The organism is Vibrio sp. 378 (genome assembly GCF_033339435.1).
Map to the genome: position 1 here is coordinate 1 of NZ_JAWOUO010000479.1, position 740 is coordinate 740.

A 740-nucleotide genomic window follows, 5' to 3' on the forward strand; every position below is an offset into this window, starting at 1 on the left:
GTTTTGGTAACGTCTTTCGCTTCTTCCAAACCAACCATGACTTGGCCGATTGGCGCACCTGTGTTGCCGTACTGGATCACAGCACCCGTTTCTAGTGACCCCCACTGAACGCCTAGGTTAATACCATCACCTTCGGCCATTTCAACAATCAAGGCTTCAATCAGAACCTGAGCACGGCGAATATCTAATTGAGAAATTACGTCTTGCAAAGCCATCATGATATCTGGCGGCGCAGTCAGAACAAGTGAGTTGGTTGCTTCATGAGCCGCAATCACGACTTCACCGCGTTGTGCACTGGATGCACCTTTTTGACCCGCTTGTTTTTCGGCTTGCAGGTTGTCAGAGACACCTTTCAGTACATCAACTAGGTCTTCTGCTTTTGCATACTTAAGGTAAACCACTCGGTTGTTACCTTTCGTTGCCATTTCTACGTCAAGTTGACGAATCAAACGTTTCAGGCGTGCACGTACTTTCGGATCGCCAGAAATCAGGATCGAGTTCGTACGCTCATCCGCGACGATTTTTGGTTCAAGAAACTCAGGCGTGCTCTTTTGGTTGGTCGTTTTGTTCAGGGCTTCTACGATACGAACCATTTCAGCAGCCGAGGCATTGCGAAGCTCTACTAGCTCGATCTCTTTGTCACCAGCTTGGTCAACGCGTTTGATGATTTCTGCTAGACGGTTTACTACCGCTGCACGACCGGTGATCAGGATGATGTTAGCTGGATCGTAATGAACCAC

1 protein-coding gene is annotated in these 740 nt (G+C 48.4%); it reads right to left on the reverse strand.

Annotated features, from left to right (window positions below):
* On the reverse strand, positions 1-740 hold a 740-nt coding region (locus tag R7Q48_RS27050; RefSeq protein WP_318133332.1), incomplete at both ends, for a secretin N-terminal domain-containing protein.